This is a genomic window from Phyllobacterium sp. 1468, from assembly GCF_031455525.1.
GTDB lineage: Bacteria > Pseudomonadota > Alphaproteobacteria > Rhizobiales > Rhizobiaceae > Phyllobacterium.
Window position 1 is genome coordinate 468,176 of the sequence record NZ_JAVDSX010000004.1, and the last position, 24,594, is coordinate 492,769.

Annotated in this window: 24 protein-coding genes; 12 read left to right on the forward strand and 12 right to left on the reverse strand. The window is 57.0% G+C overall.

Features of this window, described 5'->3' with window-relative positions; all coding sequences use genetic code 11:
* The first annotated feature begins 1 nt into the window (after position 1).
* Positions 2-1,381, forward strand: coding sequence for a PleD family two-component system response regulator (locus tag J2X72_RS14345; RefSeq protein ID WP_310072907.1), 1,380 nt, complete (start codon positions 2-4; stop codon positions 1,379-1,381).
* Between the two features lie 81 nt (positions 1,382-1,462).
* Here J2X72_RS14345 and rpmG read toward each other — a convergent pair whose 3' ends face one another.
* The 6 genes from rpmG to topA all read right to left on the reverse strand — a co-directional run bounded on the left by rpmG (position 1,463) and on the right by topA (position 9,470).
* A complete protein-coding gene (rpmG, locus tag J2X72_RS14350) occupies positions 1,463-1,630 on the reverse strand; it encodes a 50S ribosomal protein L33 (RefSeq protein ID WP_008122896.1) in 168 nt (55 codons plus the stop codon).
* 551 nt (positions 1,631-2,181) lie between these two features.
* Complete coding sequence (locus J2X72_RS14355; RefSeq protein ID WP_310072910.1) at positions 2,182-3,357, reverse strand: MFS transporter; 1,176 nt, start codon at positions 3,355-3,357, stop codon at positions 2,182-2,184.
* A 3-nt stretch (positions 3,358-3,360) separates the two neighbouring features.
* Positions 3,361-4,098 (reverse strand): NUDIX hydrolase, encoded by a 738-nt coding sequence (locus J2X72_RS14360; protein WP_310072912.1) that lies wholly within the window; start codon positions 4,096-4,098, stop codon positions 3,361-3,363.
* Complete coding sequence (locus J2X72_RS14365; protein WP_310072914.1) at positions 4,095-4,526, reverse strand: DUF983 domain-containing protein; 432 nt, start codon at positions 4,524-4,526, stop codon at positions 4,095-4,097. Before J2X72_RS14365 ends, J2X72_RS14360 begins: the two co-directional genes overlap by 4 nt.
* Positions 4,526-6,847, reverse strand: coding sequence for a ribonuclease R (gene rnr, locus J2X72_RS14370; protein WP_310072916.1), 2,322 nt, complete (start codon positions 6,845-6,847; stop codon positions 4,526-4,528). The genes J2X72_RS14365 and rnr overlap by 1 nt, the downstream gene beginning before the upstream one ends.
* Before the next feature lie 10 nt (positions 6,848-6,857).
* A complete protein-coding gene (gene topA / locus J2X72_RS14375; RefSeq protein ID WP_310072918.1) occupies positions 6,858-9,470 on the reverse strand; it encodes a type I DNA topoisomerase in 2,613 nt (870 codons plus the stop codon).
* A gap of 328 nt (positions 9,471-9,798) precedes the next feature.
* Here topA and J2X72_RS14380 point away from each other — a divergent pair, with 328 nt between their 5' ends.
* A complete protein-coding gene (locus J2X72_RS14380; RefSeq protein WP_210002415.1) occupies positions 9,799-9,999 on the forward strand; it encodes a hypothetical protein in 201 nt (66 codons plus the stop codon).
* Here the strand turns inward: J2X72_RS14380 and dprA are convergent.
* From dprA to J2X72_RS14400, 4 genes are read right to left on the reverse strand one after another with little or no spacing between them, the layout of a single operon-like run.
* Positions 9,967-11,100 (reverse strand): DNA-processing protein DprA, encoded by a 1,134-nt coding sequence (dprA, locus tag J2X72_RS14385; protein WP_310072920.1) that lies wholly within the window; start codon positions 11,098-11,100, stop codon positions 9,967-9,969. The two genes, J2X72_RS14380 and dprA, sit on opposite strands and share 33 nt — an antisense overlap.
* Positions 11,097-11,711 carry a glycerol-3-phosphate 1-O-acyltransferase PlsY gene (plsY, locus tag J2X72_RS14390; protein WP_310072922.1) on the reverse strand — a complete coding sequence of 205 codons (615 nt, stop codon included), beginning with the start codon at positions 11,709-11,711 and terminating at the stop codon, positions 11,097-11,099. The genes dprA and plsY overlap by 4 nt, the downstream gene beginning before the upstream one ends.
* A gap of 20 nt (positions 11,712-11,731) precedes the next feature.
* Complete coding sequence (locus tag J2X72_RS14395; protein WP_310072924.1) at positions 11,732-13,018, reverse strand: dihydroorotase; 1,287 nt, start codon at positions 13,016-13,018, stop codon at positions 11,732-11,734.
* Positions 13,015-13,980: an aspartate carbamoyltransferase catalytic subunit gene (locus tag J2X72_RS14400; protein WP_210002424.1), complete on the reverse strand. Its 966-nt coding sequence runs from the start codon at positions 13,978-13,980 to the stop codon at positions 13,015-13,017. Before J2X72_RS14400 ends, J2X72_RS14395 begins: the two co-directional genes overlap by 4 nt.
* A gap of 313 nt (positions 13,981-14,293) precedes the next feature.
* On the opposite strand from J2X72_RS14400, the gene J2X72_RS14405 reads away from it, so the two are divergent.
* Positions 14,294-15,925: an acyl-CoA dehydrogenase family protein gene (locus J2X72_RS14405; RefSeq protein WP_310072926.1), complete on the forward strand. Its 1,632-nt coding sequence runs from the start codon at positions 14,294-14,296 to the stop codon at positions 15,923-15,925.
* 1 nt (position 15,926) lies between these two features.
* On the opposite strand, the gene J2X72_RS14410 is transcribed toward J2X72_RS14405, so the two are convergent.
* Positions 15,927-16,790, reverse strand: a complete 864-nt coding sequence (locus J2X72_RS14410) for an NmrA family NAD(P)-binding protein (protein WP_310072928.1) — start codon at positions 16,788-16,790, stop codon at positions 15,927-15,929.
* Positions 16,791-16,950: 160 nt separating this feature from the next.
* On the opposite strand from J2X72_RS14410, the gene J2X72_RS14415 reads away from it, so the two are divergent.
* Both J2X72_RS14415 and J2X72_RS14420 read left to right on the forward strand, forming a co-directional pair.
* Positions 16,951-17,859, forward strand: coding sequence for a LysR family transcriptional regulator (locus tag J2X72_RS14415; protein WP_210002432.1), 909 nt, complete (start codon positions 16,951-16,953; stop codon positions 17,857-17,859).
* A 249-nt stretch (positions 17,860-18,108) separates the two neighbouring features.
* Positions 18,109-18,444 carry a DUF6105 family protein gene (locus tag J2X72_RS14420; RefSeq protein ID WP_310072931.1) on the forward strand — a complete coding sequence of 112 codons (336 nt, stop codon included), beginning with the start codon at positions 18,109-18,111 and terminating at the stop codon, positions 18,442-18,444.
* Here the strand turns inward: J2X72_RS14420 and ruvX are convergent.
* Positions 18,408-18,908, reverse strand: coding sequence for a Holliday junction resolvase RuvX (ruvX, locus tag J2X72_RS14425; protein WP_210002435.1), 501 nt, complete (start codon positions 18,906-18,908; stop codon positions 18,408-18,410). The genes J2X72_RS14420 and ruvX overlap by 37 nt on opposite strands.
* Positions 18,909-19,361: 453 nt before the next feature.
* Between ruvX and J2X72_RS14430 the strand changes: the two genes are divergently transcribed.
* The 7 genes from J2X72_RS14430 (at position 19,362) to J2X72_RS14460 (ending at position 24,593) form a co-directional block, all read left to right on the forward strand.
* Complete coding sequence (locus tag J2X72_RS14430) at positions 19,362-20,066, forward strand: metal-dependent hydrolase (RefSeq protein ID WP_210002437.1); 705 nt, start codon at positions 19,362-19,364, stop codon at positions 20,064-20,066.
* Positions 20,067-20,114: 48 nt separating this feature from the next.
* Positions 20,115-20,882 carry a hypothetical protein gene (locus tag J2X72_RS14435; RefSeq protein ID WP_310072935.1) on the forward strand — a complete coding sequence of 256 codons (768 nt, stop codon included), beginning with the start codon at positions 20,115-20,117 and terminating at the stop codon, positions 20,880-20,882.
* A gap of 117 nt (positions 20,883-20,999) precedes the next feature.
* On the forward strand, positions 21,000-21,731 hold the full coding sequence (locus J2X72_RS14440; protein ID WP_310072937.1) for a hypothetical protein: 732 nt from the start codon (positions 21,000-21,002) through the stop codon (positions 21,729-21,731).
* A 90-nt stretch (positions 21,732-21,821) separates the two neighbouring features.
* Complete coding sequence (gene gatC / locus J2X72_RS14445; protein ID WP_210002442.1) at positions 21,822-22,109, forward strand: Asp-tRNA(Asn)/Glu-tRNA(Gln) amidotransferase subunit GatC; 288 nt, start codon at positions 21,822-21,824, stop codon at positions 22,107-22,109.
* Positions 22,110-22,117: 8 nt separating this feature from the next.
* Complete coding sequence (locus J2X72_RS14450) at positions 22,118-22,600, forward strand: GNAT family N-acetyltransferase (RefSeq protein WP_210002444.1); 483 nt, start codon at positions 22,118-22,120, stop codon at positions 22,598-22,600.
* A gap of 15 nt (positions 22,601-22,615) precedes the next feature.
* Positions 22,616-24,097: an Asp-tRNA(Asn)/Glu-tRNA(Gln) amidotransferase subunit GatA gene (gene gatA, locus J2X72_RS14455; RefSeq protein ID WP_310072939.1), complete on the forward strand. Its 1,482-nt coding sequence runs from the start codon at positions 22,616-22,618 to the stop codon at positions 24,095-24,097.
* A gap of 10 nt (positions 24,098-24,107) precedes the next feature.
* Entirely contained in the window at positions 24,108-24,593 is a 486-nt protein-coding gene (locus J2X72_RS14460) for a GNAT family N-acetyltransferase (protein WP_310072943.1), read from the forward strand.
* Position 24,594 lies beyond the last annotated feature (1 nt).

Genomic DNA, 24,594 nt, shown 5'->3' on the forward strand with positions numbered 1-24,594 from the left:
TATGACGGCCCGCATACTAGTCGTTGACGATGTTCCCGCCAATGTGAAGCTGCTCGAAGCACGGCTGAGCGCGGAATATTATGAAGTCGTCACGGCATCGGACGGCTATCAGGCCTTGGAGATATGCGAGAACAGCAATGTCGACCTCATTCTGCTCGATATCATGATGCCAGGGTTGGACGGCTTCGAAGTTTGCCGCAGGCTGAAGTCGCAAGCCTCTACCGCTCATATCCCTGTGGTGCTGGTCACAGCTCTGGATCAGGATACTGACCGCATTACCGGACTGAATTTCGGCGCTGATGATTTCCTGACCAAACCCGTAAACGACTTGCAACTTCTTGCACGCGTAAAGAGCTTGGTGCGGTTGAAAAACCTGACCGACGAGCTGCGGTTACGTGTTGCTACTACCCGCGATGTCGGATTGGAGTCGATCTTGCGGTTCCCGATTGGCAGCGAGGGCAGTGCAAAGAACGCCCGTGTTCTGCTGATTGATGAACGACCCGAAAGCGTCGAGCGGATTCAGCGCATATTGGCTGATGAAGGGGTCGTCGATGTTCAAACGGACCCGCAAACAGGATTCTTCGACGCCGTCCAAGGCGACTATGATTGTCTGATCATTTCGTCAAGCTTTGCCAAATTTGACCCACTGCGCATTTGTGCGCAATTGCGGTCGCTCGACAACACGCGGTCGCTGCCTATCATCCTTGTGGCTGACCGGGGTGAAGAACCATTGATCCGGCGCGCCCTGGAATTGGGCGTCAACGATTATCTGGTGCGCCCGCTGAATCCGAATGAATTGCTGGCGCGGTTGCGTACGCAACTTCGACGCAAAGCTTATCATGATGGTTTGCGGGCCAGCGTTGTAAAAACCTACGAAATGGCAGTGACGGATAGCCTGACCGGTTTGCACAATCGTCTCTATCTTGAGACGCATCTGGCAACCCTGTTCAAGCGTGCTGTCGAACGCCGGCGGCCCCTGTCCATTCTCATGACCGATATCGACCGGTTCAAGCTCATAAACGATACGCATGGTCACGATGGCGGGGATGAGGTGTTGCGGGAATTTGCAAGACGTCTGCGACGGAATGTACGCGGGAGCGACCTTGCAAGCCGCTACGGCGGCGAGGAGTTTTTCATAGTGATGCCGGACACCGATTCGGCGCTCGCTGCCGTGGTGGCCGAGCGCATCAGGCGCGAGGTCGCCGCGACGCCATTTGTTGTCAATCAAAACGGGACCGGCGCTCCCGTGACGATCAGCATCGGCATCGCCAGCATTCTATCCAAGGAAGACACCGTGCAAAATCTGCTGAAGCGTGCTGATGACGCTCTCTATGGTGCAAAGGCTGCGGGACGCAATCGCGTTGTGTCGGCCGCGGCCTGACGAACTACACCAACACGTAATGGTATGTACAAATAAAAATGCCGCCCTGAAGGCGGCATCTTTGTTTTCGGGATAACAAGATTACTTGATCTTGGTTTCCTTGAATTCAACGTGCTTGCGTGCGACCGGGTCGTACTTGCGGAAAGACATCTTCTCCGTCTTGGTACGGCTGTTCTTGCTCGTAACATAGAAGAAACCGGTGTCAGCGGTCGACAGAAGCTTGATCTTGATATTCGCAGCCTTGGCCATTTTCAGTTTACCTGTTCTGATTATCGAGGACCGCTATTCAAGTCCAGCAACGTGGCCATAAGCGGAAATTCGGCCGGACACTTAACCGAACGGCGCGAAAAGTCAAGCCTGGGTGGGGTATCGCACGAATATAATCCATCAGTCGGCATGTTGCCACTGCCAGACAACCTCATACCACATTTGCCGAGATGTGATTCAACCCTGCGTTCGTTGCCCAGTATCCCAAATCACGCGATGAGTCGAACTTCGAGTTTTGAAGGCAAAAGCAGCAACACCGAGCCAGCCGGTGTATCGGGGGAGACGGGTTCCCTCGACTGCGGCAAGAGCCTTGCCTTCAACCTTGGAGTTGAATCTATGCGGTATTTACCGTTTAGCATCAGCCTTACTATGAAAAGAACCCGGACGTGCTGGACAATAGCGATCCGGGTTCACTTTCAAAGATAAGGAAGAGAGGGGCGGGCGAAAGCTCGCCTCTCACTCCTGGGGTCAATATAACATCGTGGGGAATAATTCCAAGCGCGCTGTAGTTGTAGTCGCTTTAAGTTCCGTATCTAACCCCTGCGGCTGATCAAGCGTGAGCCCACCAAAAGCGCATAAGCAGCGAAAAATATGGCGAGGGCGACTGCAAAACCCGCGGGGCCCATCAGATCCATGCCGATACCGACGGCTTGTGGACCGACGAGCATACCGACTGCGTAGCAGAAGACGAAGGCGGCGTTGGCCGAGGCGAGCTCACGCCCCGTAAGCTGCGACCCGAGATGTGCCAGGCCAACCGTATAAAGGCCGGCCACAACGCCGCCCCAGACGAACAGCAATCCCGCGACGAGGTACCAGTTGGAATAGATGAACGGCAGGACGCACATGCCCGCCAAGCCGATCAGCGCGCAGACAAGCAGGATCTTGCGGCGGTCATTGATATGATCGCTGAGCAAACCGATCGGAATTTGCAGGAGAACATTGCCCAAGCCGATCGTGGTAAGAAGGAGTGCGGCATTTGCCTCGCTATACCCAATGCGGGAGCCGAAGACGGGAAACAGCGCAAAGCCACCGGTTTCAACTGCGCCAAAGACAAAGACGGCCGCCGTCGCGGTGGGCACAGCCCAAATGAATGGAGCGAAAGGAACATGCTCCTCTTCATGGAAATCCGGGCTTTCCTTCCACGCGAAAAGCACCGGCAACATGGCGAAAATGATGATGCCGAAGCCGACGGCAAACGGCATGATACCGACGCTGCCGATGCGCGAAAACAGCCATGGCCCCAGCGCAAATCCCACGGAAAGGACCGTGGCATAAATACCAAGCACCAGGCCGCGCTTTTCGGGAGGAGCTGCAGCATTGATCCAGTATTCGGAAAGGATGAACAGCATTGTCAGTGCGAAATGCAGGAAAACGCGTAATACGACCCACATCCAGAACTCGCTAAAGAAGTGAAAGCCGACGAATGAGAAACCGCCGATCAGCAGCATTCCAAGCAGGGTAGGCACCACACCGAACCGGGCCGCGATTGGAGCGGCGAAAGGAGCGGCCACAATTGACGCGATCCCCGCCACCGCGGCGTTCAAGCCTATCATGGTGGCCGAATGGCCGCGGCTCTCCAGAATGACACTCAGGAGTGGAATGCCAAGCCCGATGGCGACACCAACGGAGCTGATGGTGGCGATGGCCGCGACAAGCGCGCGCCAGGAAGACCGGACGGTTGTCTGGTCAGTGGTCGGCGTTGCATCCATGAATCAAAAAACCTCTCGGACGAATCGTCCATACTTCATACGGTAGCGAATGACGGCATTGCCCGGGTCCAGGGAAGGATTGGCGGCAAGAATAGCCTGCGCCTCCATTATGATCGTCCGGGTGATCTCGGGAATATCCAGTCGGTTGGCCTCATGGAAGGGCAGCCAGCATAATTCCTCGAGTTCCTGTGATGGCCCGGTTGCTTCGGGAAGGGTATCGGCGACGGCATCGCGAAAAGCAAGGAAGAATCGTGTATCGAACCGGCGGGAGCGACCGGGCGGGGTGGTAGCTCTCGCGAAATAGCGCAGCACAGAAAGGTCGGGAAGAATCCTGCGTTCGACAAAAGCGGACCAGTCGGGGTGCGATATCGAAACGGCATCCGGATGTCGGCGTCCGAGAAGAAGCCCTGCCTCTTCATAGGTTTCGCGAATGGCAGAGAGCGCGAGTGCCCGGCAGCGCTGAACGCTTGAGCGACTGCCCATACCGGTCAGGAGTTTTGCTTGATCAACATCGGAGAGTTCGGCAATTGCGGATATGCGGCCGTCCGCTGGTTCCGTTCGTCCCCCCGGAAAGACGAATTTCCCCGGCATGAAGACGTGACGCATATGGCGCTTGCCCATGAGGATGCGCAGATCCTTGCCGGATCGGTCGATGAGCAAAAGCGAAGCGGCATCGCGTGGCCGTATAGGAGCTATCGGCTTGTCCAGCTGGATCGGGACCGCATTGCCTTGATCATTCACTGTTCCCGTGGCTCCTGATCGTCAGTCTCGCCACCAAAACCATGCATGTAATTTGCCCATTGCAACCCGATGATGGCGCCTTTGACTGGCTGCAGCAAACCGATCGACAGGAGGATCGTCAAGGGAACCCAGATGGCCAGATGCACCCAATTGGACAATATGAAGAGGGTTTCAACAGCCAAAAATCCACCAAGGACGATATGGCCAACGATCGTGATGGTGATATAGGCCGGAAAATCATCGGCCCGTTGATGGGTGTAGTCCTCGCCGCATACGGCGCAATGGTCGACCGGCTTCACGAAAGCGCGAAATAGCTTTCCTTCGCCGCAATGCGGGCAGCGACAGCGCAATCCGCGCCACATCGCCTGCCACACCGGGCGGCGCTCTCTCGCGGGCGCCGTATCGGCACCGAAAATCTGTTCTGCCATTACCTGCCTCTTCGTCCGCCCCGCGATACGGTAGACGGACGTTTCTGGTTTCCGCGTATAAAACGCTTTGCCTTGTGGTGCGAGCGAACACCGCTCGGTACCGGGTGCGGTTCGGAAAGCATCTCGAACCGCAATGCGCCAGCGACTGGCAAGGCTTCGACCAAACGAACCTCGACAACGTCACCGAGGCGGAAACCCTTGCCACTGCGTTCGCCGGATAGAGCGTGGTTGGTTTCGTCGTAAAGATAGTAATCATCGCCCAAAGTTGAAATGGGGATAAACCCGTCCGCGCCATATGTCGCAAGGGAGACGAACAGCCCTGCTTTGGTGACGCCCTGGACGCGGCCGTCGAAACTGCTGCCCACCTTGTCCGCCAGAAAGTGTGCGATCAGCCGGTCGACAGTGTCGCGCTCGGCGGCCATGGCGCGACGCTCGGACGTCGAGATCAGGGCGGCGATTTCGGGCAATGCCGCTTCTTCGTCCGGCGTCAGCCCATCCGGTCCAAGGCCCAAAGCCGAGATCAGCGCGCGGTGCACGATAAGGTCGGCATAGCGGCGGATGGGCGAAGTGAAATGTGCGTAGCGATGAAGATTGAGGCCGAAATGCCCAATGTTGGCCGGGTTGTACTCCGCCTGCGATTGCGAACGGAGCACGACCTGATTGACGAGATCCTGCTGCTCGCTGCCCTCGACGCGCTTCAGGATATGGTTGAACTGGTTCGGACGCAGTTCTGCGCCGCGAGCCAGCGATATATCCATTGTCCGCAGGAACTCACGCAGCGTTTCCTGCTTGGCCAGCGAAGGCGCGTCGTGGATGCGGAAGATCAGTGGCTGTTTCTTGCGCTCAAGCGTTTCGGCAGCTGCAACATTGGCCTGTATCATGAATTCCTCGATGAGCTTGTGCGCATCGAGCCGCGGCGGGATGACGACCTTGTCGACCTTGCCCTCCGGTGTAAGCAGGATCTTCTTTTCCGGGAGATCCAGTTCCAGTGGCTCCCGCGCGTCGCGGCCGCGCTTCAGCACCCGATAGGCGGCCCAGAGCGGCTTCAGGATCGTATCGAGTATGGGCGCTGTCTTTTCGTCCGTCGCGCCATCGATCGCCGCCTGGGCCTGCGGATAGGAAAGCCGGGCGTGCGAGCGCATCATGACGCGGTGGAACGTGTGCGAGATCTTGCGGCCTTCAGTATCAAAAATCATGCGAACGGCAAGGGCAGGGCGGTCGACCAGTTCTTTCAGCGAACAGAGGTCGTTGGAAATGCGCTCAGGCAGCATCGGCACGACGCGGTCGGGAAAATAGACCGAATTGCCCCGCTTCAACGCTTCGCGGTCGAGCTGAGAACGCGGGGTTACATAGGCCGCGACATCGGCGATGGCGACGGTGACGATGAAGCCGCCCGGATTTTTCTCGTCCGGGTCAGGCTCGGCATAGACCGCGTCATCGTGATCTTTTGCATCGGCCGGATCGATGGTCACCAAGGGGATATGACGCCAGTCCTCGCGATGCGCCATGGTCGCGGGTTTGGCCCTTTCAGCTTCCGCGCTGACGCTATCCGGAAAGACATGCGGGATCTCATGCTCGTGGATGGCGATCATCGACAGGGCTTTTTCACTCGCGACGGAGCCTACAACCTGTGTGATGCGGCCAAGTGCAAGCCCGTAGCGGCTGACTTTTGAAACCTCGACTTCGACAAGGTCATTTGCCTTGGCATTGTTCAGCTGGGCAGGGTCGATGGCGAGTTCGACCTGTCTCCGTTCGACGGGTTCAAGGCGCCACTCGCCATTGTCCAGCTTGCGTAATACGCCCAAAACCGCATCCTTGCGATGCTCGATCTTCTTGATGACACGTCCCGTGTAAGCAGGTCCGGTAGGGTCAGCACCATGAAAAATACGCGCCAGAACACGATCGCCCACGCCGGGAGTCGGACCTTTCTGATTGCGCGACGCGCGAATGAAAACAACAGGCGGCCGTTCCTGGTGGTTTGCGTCCCATTCAGCGGGCTTGGCGATCAGCCCGCCATCGCCGTCACGTCCGGTAATGTCGAGAACTGCCACGTTCGGCAAGCTACCAGGTACGGCCAGCCGCTTGGCGCGTTTTTCGACGAGGCCGTCGCCAGCCAAATCCCGCAAGATATCCTTCAACGCTATACGAGCATCACCTTTGATATTGAATGCTTTGGCGATGTCACGTTTGCCGGTAAGGTCCGGGTTTTCCTTGATAAACTGGAGAATATCATCGCGGCTTGGCATATGCTGTTCGCGACCGGAAGCGTCAGAATTGGCAGACCGCTTTTTTCCGTTGGGGGGAGAGATACGGCGTGCCAATCGATTTTTCCTAACTTGCTTTTTTGGTGGCGGTCTTCTTCGCAGCCGGTTTCTTCGTGGCAGGTTTTTTTGCTGCCGTTGCCTTCTTGGCTGGTGCTTTCTTGGTACCCTTCGACCCCGCCTTTTCGGCGATCATAGCAAGAGCTTCCTCAACGGTCACGCCCGCCGGGTCCTTGCCCTTCGGCAACGTGGCATTGACCTTGCCCCAGTTAACATAAGGGCCGTATTTGCCGTCGCGAACAGTGATCATGCCGCCATCGGGGTGCTCGCCAAGCTCTTTGAGGGCTGCAGGCGTACCTCGACCGCGCCCCGGACCCTTTGCCTGCTTATCCGCAAGCACGGTAACCGCACGATTGAGGCCGATTGAGAACACGTCTTCCGCATTCTCCAGATTCGCATAGGTCCCATCATGCGTGATGTAAGGGCCGTAGCGCCCGATTCCGGCCGAGATCATCTTCGCCGTTTCGGGATGTTGGCCTACATCGCGAGGCAGAGAGAGTAGAGCCAGAGCTTTTTCATGATCCAGTGCATCTAACGTCCAGCCTTTTGGCAGGCTGGCGCGCTTGGCTTCCTTGCCTTCGCCCCGCTGCACATAAGGCCCAAACCGGCCATTGCGTGCGGTAATATCTTCGTCCGTATAGGGATCCTTGCCGAGCAGTTTTGGCTCGTCGCCGCCATTGCCGTTTTCGTTTGCCGCTTCGCTGCCGCCAAGCTGACGCGTGAATTTGCATTCAGGATAGTTCGAACAGCCGATGAACGCGCCATACTTGCCGAGCTTCAGCGATAGATTGCCCGTGCCGCAGACCTGACAGATGCGCGGATCGCTGCCATCTTCACGCGGCGGAAACACGAGCGGCCCAAGCTGTTCATTCAACGCATCCAGCACATTTGTAACACGCAGTTCCTTGATTCCATCGACCGACCCGAAGAAATCGGTCCAGAAAGCCCGCAGAACATCCTTCCACTTCAGCTTTCCATCGGAAATCTCATCGAGCTTTTCTTCTAGATCAGCGGTGAAATCATATTCGACGTAGCGCTTGAAGAAACTTTCCAGGAAGGCAATAACCAGCCGGCCTTTGGCTTCCGGAATGAGCTTGCGCTTGTCGATGGTGATGTATTCGCGATCGCGAAGGGTGGCGAGCGTCGACGCATAGGTGGAAGGACGGCCGATGCCGAGTTCTTCCATCTTCTTGATGAGTGTTGCTTCCGAATAGCGCGGAGGCGGCTCAGTCGAGTGCTGTGTTGCGTTGATCTTCTCGCGGGCCAGAGCCTCTCCGGAGCGGATTTCCGGGAGACGTCCACCATCTTCATCGACGTCTTCTTCCTCGCGATGATCCGTATAAGCACCGAGAAAACCATCAAACCTGATGACCGAGCCTGTCGCGCGCAGTTGTGCGGAACGCGACCCGTTCTGCGCATCGATTTCCACCGTCGTTCTTTCGATGTCCGCCGACTGCATCTGACTTGCGATCGCTCGTTTCCAGATCAGCTCGTACAACCGTGCCTGATCGGCATCAAGAAACCGGCGCATGTCCTTGGGATGCCGATTGAAATCGGTCGGGCGGATCGCTTCGTGCGCTTCCTGAGCATTCTTTGCTTTCGTGGCGTAAAAGCGCGGCTTCTCCGGCACATATTTTTCACCGAAAACCTTACCGATCGTCCGGCGCGCCGCCTGAACGGCTTCGGGCGCCATCTGCACGCCATCGGTACGCATATAAGTGATCAAGCCAGCGGTTTCGGTACCAAGATCCATACCTTCGTACAGCTTCTGTGCGATCTGCATCGTGCGCGATGCGGAAAATCCGAGCTGACCGGAGGCCGCCTGTTGTAAACTCGATGTGGTGAACGGTGGGCCGGGACTGCGTTTAATAGGCTTGGCCTCGACCGAGGCTGCCTTGAAGGACGCGCCTTCCAGCATGCCGCGGATCTCGCCGGCCTGTTCGGCATTCTTGATGTCGAGCTTGCCGAGTTTCTTGCCATCGACTGATACAAGCCGTGCTTCGAACCCGTCATTGCGTGGTGTTTTCAGGAGCGCGGCGATATTCCAGTATTCTTCGCGGATAAAGCGTTCGATTTCCGCTTCGCGATCCGCGACGAGCCGCAATGCTACCGATTGAACTCGGCCAGCGGAGCGTGCGCCCGGGAGTTTGCGCCAAAGCACCGGGGAGAGGGTGAAGCCGAAAAGATAGTCCAAAGCCCGCCGTGCGAGATAGGCGTCGACGAGCGGCATATCGATGTCGCGCGGACTGGCCATGGCTTCCAGCACTGCATTTTTGGTGATCGCGTTGAATACGACGCGTTGGACGCTCTTCTTTCCTATAGCCTTTTTTTGCTGCAGTACTTCGAGCACATGCCAGGAAATAGCCTCGCCTTCACGATCCGGGTCGGTTGCGAGGATGAGGCCGTCGCTCTCTTTCAAGGCTTTGACGATGTCGCTTAGTCTCTTGGCCGAGGCCGAGTCGACTTCCCACGACATCGAGAAATCATCGTCCGGGCGTACCGATCCATCCTTGGCCGGCAGGTCGCGCACATGACCGAACGAGGCCAGGACCGTATAACCCGAACCGAGATATTTGTTGATTGTTTTGGCCTTGGCAGGCGATTCGACGACGACAACATTCATTACAGATTTGAGCTTTCCTGCCCTTGTCAGATTGCAAAAGCACTAATTTAGCTTCGGAACAGGCCTGTGAAATGAACAGGCTTCGACACAACGTCAAGGTCTGTACATCAAAAATCGTGAATTACAACCTACAGTTGCTCGCATAACTTATGCAATTAATGGTATTTTCCCTATAGGTTCAAGCCTAGGGCGAATTCCTGTGTGCGTCATTTACGGTTTCGTATATAGCGTATAAAAAACAGCAGCTTATATAGCCATAAATTAAGATATTCTGAGTCAAAGTATAGTGCGTATTTTCGAAATAAATTTATATTTAAGGAATCAAATCATGAGCGAAAGTCGAATTGATCAAATTGAAAACGCCAGATTTATTCAGCAAATGCTCGGTGAGTTACGAGCAATGGCCAAGACGAACGGGCTGGAGATGTTGGCGTATCTTATAGAAATTGCATATATCGAAAGCAGTGACCAGTTGCAGAAGGAATTGGGGACAGCTTCACGCGTAAACAAGCGAAACATGTCCGCCTGAGTGACGCTGCAAACGTCCGGCTAGATCGAGTTCGAGCAGAATCAGCATTACCATCGACGGGTGTAGTTCGCTGGTACGGATCAGGTCGTCGATATCGACTGGAACGGGGCCCAGCAGATTGACGAACCGGTCCCGATCGGTTTCGTCGGGTGGATTGATTGGCGGGAAATCCATATCTGGTGCAAGAAACGCCGGATCGTCGAAAACAGGCCGTTCGATCAGTGGCGTCAATGCAGTTATGATGTCTTCGGCACTCGTTGTCACAATGGCTCCGTTTTTCAGCAACCCGTTGGTGCCCTTGGCCCTCGGGTCGAGTGGAGAGCCAGGGACTGCGAACACAAGCCTGCCAAGTTCTCCCGCCAGCCGGGCACTGATCAGTGAGCCGGAGCGTTCGGCGGCTTCTACCACAACCAGGCCAAGCGACAGGGCGGCGATAATACGGTTGCGCCTCGGAAAATCCCGGGCACGGGGATCCCAACCGAACGGCATTTCACTGATCGCGGCTCCATTGCGCGCACTTATTGCCTTATAGAGATCAAGGTTTTCCGGGGGATAGGGGACATCCAGCCCGCCCGCCATGACGGCCACTGTTCCGTAATCCAAGCTGGCCTCATGGGCTGCCGTATCGATTCCACGGGCAAGACCGGAGATAATCGCGTAACCGGCTTCACCCAGCTCCCGTGCGATCGTCCGCGCAAACTTGATCCCCACCAACGATGCGTTGCGTGCGCCCACTATGGCAACGGGCGGTAGCCTGAACACCTCGGGATTTCCTTTAATCGCGACCAACGGCGGGGGATTGTCGCATTGGCGAAGATAGCGGGGATAGTCGGGCTCGCCGATGCCGACGAAAACGGCGCCCATTTTTGTCGCCGCGTGCATTTCGCGTTCCGCGTCCTGCAGACTGGCAATTCGAATTGCCCGCCCGCCGCCGCCGCGCCTGACGAGTTCGGGCAGCATTTCCAATGCATCGCTCGCAGAACCGCAATGAACGATCAGATCGCGGAACGTCGCGGGGCCGACATTTTCACTGCGGATCAACCGAAGCCAGCTCAAGCGCTGGCTATCAGAAAGGCGTATGCCCTTCCTTTCTTCATTCATCCTTTGGCGCCGATCTTGCCTTCGGTGCCTGAGACAAGCCGCTGGATATTGGCCCTATGCTTGATAAAGACAATGATCGTCAGGACGAGGAAAAGCGCGGCGATCTGGTGCATCCCCAATATGTAGAGGGCAATCGGAACGATGATGGCCGCGACAAGGGCGGCGAGAGAAGAATAGCGAGACGCGTAGGCTACGATCAGCCAGACGACGGCGAAGATCAGCGCACCCTGCCAGAACAGCCCGAGCAGAACGCCAAGATAGGTTGCGACACCTTTGCCACCCTTGAATTTCAACCAGACCGGAAAGATATGACCCAGGAAGGCACCGAAGCCAGCAATGATTGCGGCTTCAGGGCCGGCGATGCCGGCGATCAACACCGCCACGGTACCTTTCAGCATGTCCAGCACCAAGGTTGCAGCGGCGAGTTTTTTGTTGCCGGTACGCAGGACATTCGTTGCGCCGATATTGCCGGAACCGATGCTGCGCACATCGCCAAGCCCAGCCATGCGGGTCAGAATCAGACCAAAAGGAATGGATCCGAGCAAATAGCCAAAGGCAAGCGCAAAGAAGAGAAGCGGAAATCCTGCCTGCCCATTGACGAAATCCGACATGCATATCCCCTTAGATAAAACTAGATCGTGAAGACCGGTTTCCCTGCAACAAATGTCTGTACAACGCGGCCTTGAAAACGTGCACCCTCGAAACAAGAGTTCTTGGAACGCGACCGTAAATCTTCTTCCTTCACTACCCACGGTTCGTCAAGATCGACTATGGTCATATCCGCCTTCGATCCCGGGCGCAGTGAACCGGCGTCCAGGCCGAAAATCCTGGCGGGGGCACTGGACATCGATTCGACGATGCGCAGAAGCGGAACGTCACCGTTGTGATACAATCTCAGTGCTGCGCCAAGCAGCGTTTCAAGGCCGATCGCGCCAGCTGCCGCATCGGCAAACGGCAGTCGCTTGGTGTCGACATCCTGGGGATCATGCGCGGAAACAATGATATCGATCGTGCCGTCGCGCAGGGCTTCCACCATGGCGAGGCGGTCTTCCTCCAGGCGTAACGGCGGCTGCAAGCGGAAGAACGTGCGGAATTCACCGATATCGTTCTCGTTCAGGGAGAGATGGTTGATCGATACGGCAGAGGTTACATTCAGGCCGTTCTGCTTCGCACGGGAAATCACCTCGGCCGACATGGCAGTCGAAATCTGCGCGGCGTGGTAGGCGCCCTGCGTCAGCGCGGCCAGACGCATGTCGCGCTCGAGCGGGATCACTTCGGCTTCGCGCGGCGTGCCGGAAAGCCCCAGCCAACTCGCATAGAGACCTTCATTCATGACGCCGTTGCTACCGAGGTGCGGATCCTGTGCTTCGTGTGCAAGGACCACACCGAAATCGCGTGCATAGGTGAGGGCGCGGCGCATGAGCTGCGTATTGGCGATCGAATTGCGACCTTCAGTAATCGCCACCGCACCGGCCTCACGCAGCAGGCCGATCTCGGTCATTTCCTCGCCATGCAGGCCTTTGGTGACCGCCGCTGCCGGGTAGACATTGATAACCGCCGTATCGCGCGCCGTTCGCTTGATGAATTCGACCAGTGCGACATTATCGATGACCGGATCGGTATCCGGCATCATGATCACCGACGTGACACCGCCCGCTGCCGCGGCATGGCTGGCAGACGCGATGGTTTCGCGATGTTCAGCGCCGGGTTCACCAATGAAGACGCGCGCATCGACCAGACCCGGAAGCACCGCCTTGCCCTTGCAGTCGATAAGGGTCGCGCCTTCCGGTGCGCCTTGATTGCGGGCATTGGCGCCGCTGGCGACGATCCTGTCATTCTCGATGATGACCGTGCCGGCTTCGTCGAGCCTGCGCGACGGATCGACGATACGGGCATTTTGCAGAACGGTGGTGCTCATCCGGCCACTCCTTCCGCATTCCGGCGGCTATCGAGCAGCGCTTCCATCACTGCCATGCGCACAGCAACGCCCATCTCGACCTGTTCCTGGATGACGCTCTGTGAGCCGTCGGCTACATCCGATGCGATTTCGACGCCGCGGTTCATCGGACCGGGATGCATGACCAGCGCATCGGGCTTGGCGTATTTGAGCTTATCGCGGTCGAGGCCGTGATAGCGGAAATATTCGCGTGACGATGGTACGAATGAGCCTGTCATGCGCTCGCGCTGCAGCCGCAGCATCATCACCACGTCGGCGTCTTTCAGGCCTTCTTCCATGTTGTGGAAGACTTCGGCGCCCATATGGGCAATGCCCGCGGGAAGGAGGGTCGAGGGAGCAACAACGCGAACGCGTGCGCCCAGGGCATTGAGAAGGATCATGTTCGACCGCGCCACGCGCGAGTGCAAAACGTCACCGCAGATGGCAACAGTCAGCCGCGCGATCTTGCCCTTGGCGCGGCGGATCGTCAGCGCATCGAGCAGCGCCTGCGTCGGATGTTCATGTGCGCCGTCGCCGGCATTGACCACCGAACAGCCAACCTTTTGTGCGAGAAGCGCCGCGGCTCCGGCCGACCCATGGCGGATGATCAGGATATCGGGGCGCATGGCATTGAGCGTCATCGCCGTATCGATCAGCGTTTCGCCCTTCTTGACCGAGGAATTTCCGACCGCCATGTTCATGACGTCAGCACCCAGCCTCTTTCCGGCAAGTTCGAAGGATGATTGGGTGCGGGTCGACGCCTCAAAAAACAGATTGATCTGCGTGCGGCCGCGCAAGGTCGCCTTTTTCTTCTCGGACTGGCGTGAAACCGCGATCTCGCTCTCGGCAAGATCAAGCAGCTGGACGATGTCTTGAGGCGAAAGGCCCTTGATGCCAAGCAAGTGGCGATGGGGAAACAGGAGAGGGGGCTCTTTTGATGTCATGTCAAGTCCCCCCTATAGGCGCGATGCCCTGTTGTCGCAAGCGGTCTGGAGGCTAACATGCTTCGTTCCCCAATAAATTGATCAGAAAAGCTGAAAGTGCGAAAAGGATTATGGCGATGAATATCGACTAACGGACGAGAGTCCATATATTGTGTGAGAAGCTCAACGAAAATTCGCGACCCCATGACGAAGTTTTGTTTGCGCTCTAAGTTAACCGCTTGTCAGAGTCTTCATCCCATAAAGAGTTCGACGCGCAATCAATCGCTTAGCAGAAACTTTGCGCGACCATTGAAATTTGAATCAGGACAGTTTCTTGAAAACCCACGACGTTCTCAACCAGACGCCACCGATGACCGGCCTCAACGCCTTTCTCGGCGATCCACTGTTGATGCAGATCACCAAGCGCTTGCCGCAATCCGTGCGCACGGAGCTGGAACAGAACGGCAAATTCGTACTCTCGGGCGACGCCCAGGATCTGGCGAGACTTGCCAATATCGAGGTGCCGAAGCTCAGGACGCATGACCGTCAGGGACATCGAATCGACGTTGTCGACTATCATCCGGCGTACCATGCGTTGATGCGCCGGTCGGTGAGCCAAGGCCTGCACTCATCTATATGGGAGGACGGCAAGCCGGAGGCCGGATCGCGGCACCAGTCGCGGGCAGCACGATTTTACCTGACGTCGCAGCTGGAATGCGGGCATCTGTGCCCCCTGACCATGACGAGCGCCTCGCTGGCGGCGTTGATGGCTGCCCCGAATCTCTATCGCGAATGGTCGCCGCTGATCCTGCCGCGCAAATATGATTCCAGCAATAAATCGCCGGCCAAGAAGACCGGGCTGACGCTTGGCATGGGCATGACCGAGAAGCAGGGCGGCACGGACGTCCATACCAACACGACAAAGGCGGAACCGGCCGGAAGCGGTTTCTATCGCATCACCGGCCACAAATGGTTCATGTCCGCGCCGATGTCGGATGCGTTTCTGGTGCTGGCGCAGGCGCGCGAGGGGTTATCCTGTTTTCTCGTGCCCCGCATTCTCCCGGACGGCTCTTCCAACGGCTTTCGTTTTCAACGTTTGAAGGAGAAGTTGGGCAATCGCTCCAATGCTTCTTCGGAGGTCGAATTCGACAATGCGCTCGGCCAGATGGTCGGAAACCCCGGCGACGGCGTCAAGACGATCATCGATATGGTGACGCTGACCCGCCTCGACTGCGCAATTGCTTCGGCTGGGCTGATGCGTGCTGGCTTGGCGGAGGCCGTACACCATGCGCGGCATCGCATCGTCTTCGAAGGGCCACTGATCGACAAGCCCCTGATGCTGCGGGTTCTGGCCGACATGGCACTCGACGTGGCCGGCGCAACGGCGTTGGCGCTGCGCCTGGCGCGGGCGTTCGACAATGCTGCAAAAGACCGCGGCGAGGCCGCGTTTGCGCGGGTGATGACGCCGGTTGTCAAATATTGGGTGGCGAAGATTGCGCCTGCGATGCTCTACGAAGCGATGGAGTGTCTCGGCGGCAATGGCTATATCGAGGAAGGTAATCTTGCGCGTTATTACCGCGAGGCTCCGGTGAACGCGATCTGGGAAGGATCCGGCAATGTCATGGCACTCGATGTGCTGCGGGTGCTGAAACGCGGTCCGCAGCTTTTCGACGAGGTGCTCAGCTGGATCGGCGCGCAACTCGGGCGCGGCGGGCAGGGCACGGTTGAAGTCCTGCGCGCAGCAATGCGCGTTGCCGAAAACGACGAAGGTGCCGCGCGCATATTGACCGAGCAATTGGCGCTTGCGGCCGCAGGGGCCGAGCTGCGGCATCTGCAGTCCGAAGATATCGCCGACGCCTTCATTGAGACCCGTCTGGGCGGCCAGTGGCGCACGACCTACGGCATGCTTGATGCGCGCCACAATGCCAAGGATATTATCAGCTCGCTCTATCCGGCGGCGGGCTGAATCATCCGGCTTCGATCAACCCCTTGAGTACGGTTTCCAGGCTAACCTTGCCTTTCAGCGAGTTTTGTTCGCCGCATTCGAAGTCGATCCAGCTTTCGTTGAAGCCGTCGAGCATTTGAATGCGTGGCATGGGGTCCTTCATGCCCTGTGATTTGAACAGACTGGCCCATGTTTCGCGTGGGACAGCTTCGACCCGAACCGGCCGGTCGAAAATCTTGGAGAACGTGGCCGCGGCTTCGTTTGGGCTGATACGATGGTCAGCTTCGAGCTCGACGACGCGCCGTCCATGCCATTCCTGCTGCAGAAGTTCAGCTGCCACGCGACCGACGTCCGCCGTAGCGACCATGGGAAATCTCTTGTCGACCGGCTGCAGAAATGTGGAAATAACGCCATTGTCGCGCGCAGAGGGGATGTCCCAAGCGAAGTTTTCCATAAACCACCCCGGCCGAAGGAACGTCAGGGGAATTCCAAGTGTACCGAGCCTTTGCTCCATGAGCGTCCTTTGTGTCAGCAGGTTCGGCTGCGTTGCCTGCGCCCCCACGGTCGAAAGACAGACCACCTTTCCTGGACGAGCCGCCTTGATCGCTGTGTAAACTGCATCGATGACAGCACGTGCTTCGGGAAAGCCGGGTGCCGGATCGAATTCGGAAGGTGGCAATACGAATACGTCGCAAGCGCCCTTGAAGGCAGCGGTGAGGGCGGACGGATCTTCCATTTCCGCGACGGCAACTTCACAGCCCTTCTGCGCCCACGACCGACCTTTCTCAGAACTCCGCACAACGGCCCGGACCAATTGGCCTGCGTCCAAGAGTGTCTGTGCCAGCGCTCCGCCGACCTGGCCCGTTATTCCTGTAATGGCGTACATCGAGATCTCCTGACATTGCCCAACTTCCAGATACATCGAGACGAACATTGCCTCATGAGTATCTGCTGGCGGATTTATAAGGGCTCTATCATTGTTGCTGAAAGTGCGGTTATGTCATATCATTCATGACGTGGGATCATGAGTAGAGGACAGCAGCGAGATGGCTTTCGACGGACGGTTGGTGGCCAATGTTGGTGTGTTGGCGGCAATCGTTGAAGCTGGCAGCTTTGCCCGCGCAGCTGATACGCTGGGGTTGTCACCGTCGGGCGTGAGCAGAGCCGTCACGCGGCTTGAACGAAGCGTTGGTGTCCGGTTGCTCTATCGGACAACGCGATCCGTCACGCTGACCGACGAGGGACGGCGGCTCTATAACGAGATTGGCCCGCTTCTGTCGGGCATCGAGGACGCCTTCACCCATACTGCGGGATCTTCGGCTATCGTGCGGGGTCGCCTGCGGGTCAACGTGGATGCGTTCTTTTCGCGGATGATGCTGGCTTCCCATATCGGGCGCTTTCTCGATCGCTATCCGGAAATTTCGTTGGAACTGATTACCCGCGAACAGCTGGGTGATCTCGTCGGTGAGGGCTTCGATGTAGCAGTGCGCTTTGGCCAGCCGCCTGCATCCTCTCTCATCGCCCGCAAGCTGCTGGAAACGCGCACGATCACCGTGGCCTCGCCAGCATATCTGGCTAAATTCGGACGCCCGATTCATCCGTTGGAACTCGCCGGTCATGAATGCATCCAAGTCCGCGATTCTCTGACCGGCGAAGCGCTTGGGGATTGGGACTACCGGCGAGCGGGAAAAATTGTGTCTGTCAAAACAGCGGGCCGCTTGGTGGTCACCGAGTTTGGAACAATGTTGGGTGCCTGCCTCGGCGGGGTCGGCATTGCTCGCGTCAAGTCGACAGGTGTCGAGGATTTGCTCGACGAGGGAGTTCTCATCGAACTCTTTCCTGATTGGCAGGGCGAAACGTTTCCTCTCCACGCTTTATATCCTTCGCGTCATCTGCCGGCGGCGAAAGTTCGCGCTTTTATAGACTTCGTGGCCGAGACAATCGCAACGAAATAGGTGCACGCCCTGCGTGTGCCGTCTCCTGTTGTCAAAAAATTTGCTGACTCACCTAAAAAATCGCATCGGCGGCGCAGAAGGGGGCTCGCTAATGCCTTCAATTTGAATTAAATTTTTATAAATTAACCTTAACAAAAGGTTTACGTTGCGGTGAGTTTCTTAAACGATATCACTACAACCTGAAAATGCACTGCAAAAACGCAGGGTTAAGACGAAATGATTAGACCAGCTCAATCGAGGAGAAACTGAATGCGCAGCTTCCTGATTTTTTGGGCTGGGCCTCTGGGCTTCCTGTGGGGTTGGTATTTTCTCTCGCTTTATGACCTGAGCATGGGCATGTTTTTCTTCAGCCGCGAGATGCACGATCAGGTTTTCACAATCTACGGAAATATCCTGGGTATCCCGCCGGAAACGATTCCACCACTGGTTGCACGCGCCTGCATCATCGATACCGGCCTCGTTCTGTGTCTGATAGCGTTCCGCCGCCGTCGCCAGATTATTGCCTGGGTGCAGGCCTGGCGTGCTGCACGTGCAGCAACCGCAGCAACCTATGTCGAGGAATTGCCATCCACGTCGGCTTCCTGACGCAGGGTTTGCAGACGGTCTAGTGCGCCCTGCAGGATGAAGGCTGCTGCCGCTGAATCGATCCGCTCGGCGCGCTTCTGTCTGGAGACATCCATGCCGATCAAGGCCCGTTCGGCCGCTACGGTCGACAGCCGCTCGTCCCAATAAACAAATGGCAACTCGGTCAGCTTTTCCATATTGCGGACAAAAGCGCGGGTAGCTTGCACCCGGGGACCCTCACTGCCATCCATATTCACCGGCAGCCCAATGACGATTGCGCCGACATTGTCAGCACGCAAAGCCTTCAACAGATCCTGAGCGTCGTGGGTGAATTTACTGCGCCTCAACACGGGACGCGGATTGGCGAAAGAAAAACCGCGATCGGAAATGGCGATACCGATTGTCTTCGTACCAAGGTCAAGGCCGGCTACCGTCTTGCCATCCGCTACGTGCTCTTCGAGCTGTTCAATTGTCAGTACCGTCAATTTGATAGGTTCCGCACTTTCATGGATCGATTTATTGTCACATACCGGCAATAGAGCCTTTCATGCTTAAATAAAACCAGTTCTGTTTCCCGGATGGCCAGACAATCCACGCGGAAGGTGGCGAGGCCGATGTCTTTCCATCGTCCGACGCCGCCTGACAAAGTGGGTGTCCGCCAGCCGGAAACCCAGCCGTTGGTTTGCTTTGCAAACCAACAAGCTTTCAAACCCGCTGGTCGAATTATCCGCATTTTGAACGATATGCGGTTCGACCAGTGGGCCGGGTGAATTTGGCCCAATTCCTTCGGGCTTCGGCTTCGTCCGATGGATAAACATCGGCCTCGCCAAATCCCTTGGTCTTGAAGCAAATTCCCTCCGGCAGAACGGTTCTATTTAAGCATGAAAGGCTCTAGAAGCTTATAGCGAGGGTTCACTTGCAGTTGAAGGGATATGGATATGAAGATTACCTGGCTTGGCCATTCGGCCTTTCGGATTGAAACAGCAAAAAATACCATTCTTATCGACCCGTTCCTGACCGGGAACCCGAGTGCCAAGGGTGTGGACGTGAAAGAAGCTGCGAAGGGTGTCAAACACATCATCCTGACCCACGGCCACGGCGATCATGTGGGCGATACGATTGAGCTGTCGAAAGAGACGGGGGCGCTGGTGACCGGTAATGCCGACCTGGTAACGTGGCTCGGCTCCCGCGGTGTCAATCGCGTTGATCCGACCAATACAGGCGGCACGGTGTCCTATGACGGTTTCACGGTCACCTATGTCAACGCTCTGCATTCTTCCGCACAAATGACGGAAGATGGCGTTTCCCATTCGTTGGGCTCCGCCAACGGCGTTGTGCTGCATTTCGACGATGAACCGACACTTTATCACATGGGCGATACGGACATCTTTTCCGATATGGCGCTGATCAATGAATTGCATCAGCCGGAAATAGGTATTGTGCCAATTGGTGACCGTTTCACCATGGGCGGTGCAGTTGCTGCGCTCGCAAGCCGGCGCTATTTCAAATTCAGCAAAGTCATACCTTGCCATTACGGATCATTTCCGATCATCGATCAGACGGCGGACAAGTTCGTCGCCGGTATGGAAGGCGGTACAAGCGAAGTTATCGTTGCCAGTACGAATGAGCATTTTGCGGTTTGATGCAGAGTGCTACAGCACGTTCGTCAATTCACAATCTCTGGAGTGCACGTGCGTAAACTGTTTCTGATCTCGTATTTGCTGATTGCCACGACGCCGGTGCATGCACAGGCCGTCGATGTGTCCGGTGCAAAAGCGCTTACCGACCTTCTGGCCAACTATCTTGGAAAGAAGGCGATCGAGAAGAATATCATCTCGGTTGTCCCTGATGGAGACAGTTACCGCATTACCTTCAGCACGGCGAAGTTGATTGAAACGCTTCCCAAGCAGAATTATTTCAAGGGCGATTTCGGTCAATACAGCCTGCTGATAAAGCCGCTTGCCGACGGGTCCTGGAATGTCTCGTCGACAGCGATTCCTGGTGGATCAGTCGAGGTAACAACCCCGGCAGGCCGAGAGGCGGTTAAGTGGTCCGTTGACAATGCGAATATTAACGGAACGTTCGATCCCAAAATCGGCGCTTTCTCCAAGGCATCGTTTTCCTATGGCGCCGTGAAAATGCGCACGACGAGTCCTACGCAGGATGCCGAAGCGAGTGTCGATTCGGCCAAGGGTGAAGTGCTTGGCCTGGCCGCGCCATCCGGCGGCGTTAATTTCAGCAGCAATCATTCCGCGACAAATTTTCAGGAGACTGTGACTGTCAAATCGCCGCCCTCAGGCGATGTCGCGACTGCCGCGCAGCCGATGAAAATCGTTCTGAGCGGCGGCGAGATCGGCGCCAATGCGGAAGGCAAGGGCGTTCGCAACCTGGAGTTTCTGGAGCTCTGGAAATTTTTCATTGCGCATGTAGACGAGACAACGCTGCGGGATCAGGAGTAGGCTGAACTGAAGGCAAAGGTCCTTGCTGCCCTGCCATTTTGGGACAAGCTTTCGGGGGCGTACCAGTTTTCCGATCTCAACGTCGAGACTCCGATTGGACCATTTGCCGCCAAGACCATGTCCCAGCAAATCGACTTCGATGGGATCAGCAAGAGCGGCGGCTATCACTATGCGCTGCGGACCAACGGTCTCAGATATCCTGCGTTGCCGATACCTGCGTGGAGCGTGCCGTTTTTGCCGACTGACATGGAATTCGTGTTTGGTACGGAAGATCTTGATCTCGATACGGTTGTCCGGGCAGCAGTCGCCGACATGGACTTGAGCCGTGCAGAGCCGTTTTCCGACGAATTTGAAGCAAACACAGCTGCGGCATTCATGGCCAACCCGCCGAAGATGGTGATTAACAGGAGCTTTGTCCGAACGATTGATACGGAGCTTTCGGTTGAAGGCGAGGTCTCGTTCACAGCTCTTAAACCGGAGAGCCACACCACCTGGGAGATGAGCAATTTCGATGCGGTTGTTGCTCGGTTGACGACGGCCTCCGAACAGGAGCCTGAAATCAAGAACTACATCGTGTTTGCCAAACTCGCCAAGGATTTCGGCACCCAGCTGCCAAACGGACACCTACAATGGATCGTCGACCAGAAATCCGACGGGTCGGTAAGCGTCAACGGGAACCCGGTGAAGGGGCCGGATCCCATCGTCGATCCATCACCTGACGGCGCCGGTGTCACTGCGCCCGACGACGGCACGTCGACGATGCCCGACGACCCCACGCAGGATGACAATGTGATCGTACCTGACGACGAGGAGGACAATTCGGATCCTGCCCCGCCAGCTCCGCAATAGCACGATTTTCAAATCGTCTTGTCCGTTGCGCTTGGCCGCAACGGACACTATAGCTGCGTAATCCAAGATCCGAATTTTCAGGAATCCCGAATGTCTGTCGATATTTCCACTGTCAAACGCGTTGCCCACCTTGCTCGTATTGCCGTGAGTGAAGACGATGCGGCCCGTATGACAGGGCAGCTCAACACCATACTCGGCTTTGTCGAACAGTTGAACGAAGTGAACGTTGATGGCGTCGAGCCGATGACATCCGTCACGCCCATGGCGATGAAGAAGCGCCCCGACGTTGTCGACGATGGTGAAAAGGCAGCGGACATTGTCGCCAATGCGCCGATTCATGAAGAGAATTTCTTCGTCGTGCCGAAAGTGGTGGAGTAAGCGGGGCGATGGCCATTTCCGTTGCCATTGAAACGCCGCTGCAGGATGACGTGAGGGCTCTGGTTAGCGACCTTAATGATCATCTCTTGCCGCTGTCCCCCATCGAATTCCAGTTCAAGATGACTGTGGAGCAGATGGCGGGTGCAGACACAACGGTTTTCGTGGCGCGCGACGAGAGTGGTGCGGCAGTCGGTTGCGGCGCATTGAAAGACCATGGAAACCACGTTGGCGAGGTGAAGCGGATGTTCACCCGGCCGACGGTGCGAGGTCAGCGCGTCGGATCGGCCTTGCTCGAGGCCATTACCGCACTCGCCAAGGCAAAGGGTGTCACACGGCTTGTTCTTGAGACGGGCGCTGGCGAGGCATTCGCGGATGCCTACCGGCTTTATGAGCGATCCGGGTTCACGCGTTGCGGCGTCCTGCTCGATTACCCGGACTCCGAACACAGTGCATTTTACGAAAAGTGGCTGGCCATCGCGCCAGCTCAATAAGGACCTGAAAAGACTATGACCGATCTGACCGCTCTCACCATTGCCGAGGCGCGCGAGCAGCTAAAAGCCAAGGCGATTACCGCTACGGAGCTGACTGGCGCTTATATCCAGGCGATCGAGAACGCTAACGAGGCGCTGAACGCCTATATCGTCACCACACCGGAAAAGGCGCTGGAGATGGCAAAAGCTTCGGATGCACGCCTTGCTTCGGGCAATGCCGGAGCGCTCGAAGGCATTCCGCTTGGCATCAAGGACCTGTTCGGTACCGAGGGTATTCATACCCAGGCCGCATCGCATATCCTCGACGGCTTCAAGCCGCATTACGAGTCGACCGTCACCGCCAATCTCTGGGCGGATGGCGCGGTCATGCTCGGCAAGCTCAACATGGATGAGTTTGCCATGGGATCGTCGAACGAAACCTCCTATTATGGTCCGGTGAAAAACCCATGGCGCGCCAAGGGTTCCAATACCGATCTCGTGCCGGGTGGCTCATCTGGCGGTTCGGCCGCCGCCGTTGCCGCACGCCTGTGCGCCGGTGCGACGGCCACAGATACTGGCGGCTCCATCCGCCAGCCGGCTGCATTCACCGGCACCGTCGGCATCAAGCCGACCTACGGCCGCTGCTCGCGCTGGGGCGTTGTTGCCTTTGCATCGTCGCTGGATCAGGCCGGGCCGATTGCCCGCGACGTGCGTGATGCGGCGATAATGCTCAAATCCATGGCTTCGGTCGATGCCAAGGATACGACGTCGGTGGATATTGCCGTGCCGGATTACGAGTCGGCCATCGGCAAGCCGCTCGCCGGGCTAAAGATCGGTATTCCCAAGGAGTATCGCGTCGATGGTATGCCGGAAGAAATCGAAAAGCTGTGGCAGCAGGGCATTGCATGGCTGAAAGACGCCGGCGCTTCGATTGTCGATATCTCGCTACCGCATACGAAATATGCCTTGCCTGCCTATTATATCGTGGCGCCAGCCGAGGCGTCATCGAACCTTGCCCGCTATGATGGTGTACGCTACGGCCTGCGCGTTCCAGGCAAGGATATCGTCGACATGTACGAAAGGACCCGCGCCACCGGCTTCGGCGAAGAGGTCAAGCGCCGCATCATGATCGGCACATATGTGCTGTCGGCTGGGTATTACGACGCGTACTACCTCCAGGCGCAGAAGGTGCGGAACCTGATCAAGAAGGACTTCGAGGACGTCTTCCATGCGGGCGTCGACGCAATCCTGACGCCGGCCACGCCTTCCGCGGCATTTGGCATTGCCGACCAGGATATGGCGGCAGATCCGGTCAAAATGTATCTCAACGACATCTTCACTGTCACCGTGAACATGGCTGGTCTTCCCGGGATCGCTGTTCCCGCGGGTCTCGATGCGCGCGGACTGCCGCTTGGCCTGCAGCTGATCGGGCGGCCGTTCGACGAGGAAACGCTGTTCCAGACCGCCTATGTCATCGAACGGGCAGCAGGCAAGTTCAACGCTCCGAAATGGTGGTAGCTTAAGCGAGATGTCCTCGTTTCGCATTCGTCCTGCAGCGGAGGCCGACATTGCAGCCATTGCTGCGGTCGGCGCGCGGGCCTGGGCGTCCAACGTTTTTTCGTTCGAACCCGAATTGCCCGGCATGCGGATGCATGTCGAAAAGGCATTCCGCGCTTTCGCAGAAACATCCTACGGGAACGTTCTGATCGGTGAACTGGACAATGTCGTGCTAGGCTGGGGCGCCCGCGAAGAGGACAACGACTATATCTCCGATCTCTGGGTCGATCCCGTCGTTCAAGGCCAAGGTATAGGTTCGGCAATTCTTCGTACCTTGATGTCCAATATTCGCGACGCGGGGTATTTGCGTGCGCGTATCAGCACCCATGCGCGCAATGTGAGGGCCATCCGTCTCTACGAACGCGAAGGCTTCACTGTTATCGAGCAGGGGCCGGAATGGTCAACGAGCCTCGAGCGTGAGATGGACAAGGTAAAAATGCTGGCGGAGCTGAGATAGA